Annotated in this window: 2 protein-coding genes and 1 pseudogene; all 3 read right to left on the bottom strand. The window is 46.9% G+C overall.

All coding sequences use genetic code 11. The annotated features are described in order from the left end of the window. Positions 1-189 (bottom strand): annotated as a pseudogene (locus tag R7E00_RS23240) (hypothetical protein); the annotation flags it as partial. Positions 190-194: 5 nt separating this feature from the next. Further along, positions 195-578 carry a SirB2 family protein gene (locus R7E00_RS23245; RefSeq protein WP_005468486.1) on the bottom strand — a complete coding sequence of 128 codons (384 nt, stop codon included), beginning with the start codon at positions 576-578 and terminating at the stop codon, positions 195-197. 41 nt (positions 579-619) lie between these two features. Further along, a partial coding sequence (prmC, locus tag R7E00_RS23250) for a peptide chain release factor N(5)-glutamine methyltransferase (RefSeq protein WP_318124599.1) occupies positions 620-1,466 on the bottom strand: 847 nt, incomplete at its 5' end.

The raw sequence follows: 1,466 nt of genomic DNA on the forward strand, positions 1-1,466 counted from the left end.
TAGGAAAGAGTCGAAACGCTGCTCTTCATCTGTTTCATGGATAAGCGTTGCTTCTGCTTCTTGGTACAGACGCTCTAGCTCTTGCTTAGCCCAATGGACGTTGGTTTCTGGATTAACGGATTTATTGAGCTCTAACGCTCCTTCCACCAGCGCCATGTTGTCAAAATCTTCGTCAAAAAACTCAAGCATGACGATTACCCAAATAAAGTTGGACTCTTAGACACGGCGATGTTAGCCGCCATGACCAACCAACCGAGTGCGCCAAAGAAACCGAAAATTTGCAGCAATTTATTTTTAGCTAATTTCAGAGCGAAGAAGCCCAGAGCAATGTACGCCAACACACACGTGATCTTGTTGGTTAGCCAAGGTGCTGAGTCTGTAAATGGAATGAAGCCAGTAACAAAGATCAAAGCAACACCTGACAACAACAGCGCGGTATCAACAATGTGTGGAAAAACTTTCAGAAAACGATGGTTGCGCTTTGGAGAGTTCATCATCATTAACGCGAATCGAATCGACAACAATGTGGCACTCAGTGCGATGGTGACAAGGTGAATATGTTTTAGAGCTACGTACATTTTTCTTCTCTTTTAATAAATTACTGCTGACTTGCTCGTTCTTATGAAGGCTGGTAGCAACCGAGGGTCACTCGATCATTCCCACCATAATCTTTTTCGGTGACAACTTGCTGATAACCAAAGCCACGCATGATCTCGCGAACCGCCTCGCCTTGGTCGTAACCGTGTTCGAAGGCAAGCCAACCGCCCTCTTCAAGATACTGACGAGCCAAATCGGAGATATGGCGAATATCCGCTAAGCCATTTTCATCAGCGACCAGCGCGGATTTTGGCTCAAAACGAACGTCACCTTGGGATAAATGCGGATCTTTCTCGTCAATATACGGCGGATTGGAAACAATTAAAGCAAACTTTGTTCCCTCTGCAATAGGCTCGAACCAGCTACCTTGGTCAAACGTCACATTTTTGATGTTTAGCTGCGCGGCATTGTACTCAGCAAGCTCTTTGGCCTCTTGTTTGAGGTCAACTCCCATTACCTGACGATTCGGTAGCTCAGACGCTAATGCCAACGCAATTGCTCCTGTCCCCGTGCCTAGATCTAGAATCGATCCGGTCTGCCCATAGGTTTTATCCAAAGCAACTTCCACCAAACGCTCGGTGTCTGGTCTTGGGATCAAGGTAGTAGGAGAAACTTTGAGAGGTAGAGACCAAAACTCGCGCTCACCAATAATGTAAGCAACGGGTTCGCCTGCTAAGCGCCTTGCGAGTAAAGCATCAAACTGCGCTTGTTGCTCTGGTTCCAATGCTTTTTCTGGCCACGTTAGCAAATAGGTTCGCGGTTTGCCAAGAACATGGCAAAGAAGGACAGCGGCATCGAGAGAAGGCGACTCTTTGCCGCCTTCTGTCAGTTTTGCCGTCGCACTTTTCAGTGCTTGCTCAATGGATTGA

The sequence above is a fragment of the Vibrio sp. Vb1755 genome (assembly GCF_033338635.1).
GTDB classification, from domain to species: Bacteria; Pseudomonadota; Gammaproteobacteria; order Enterobacterales; family Vibrionaceae; genus Vibrio; species Vibrio alginolyticus.

Coding starts and splice junctions, on each gene's coding strand:
- R7E00_RS23245 (WP_005468486.1), bottom strand. CDS start 578: ATGTACGTAGCTCTAAAACATATTCACCTTGTCACCATCGCACTGAGT.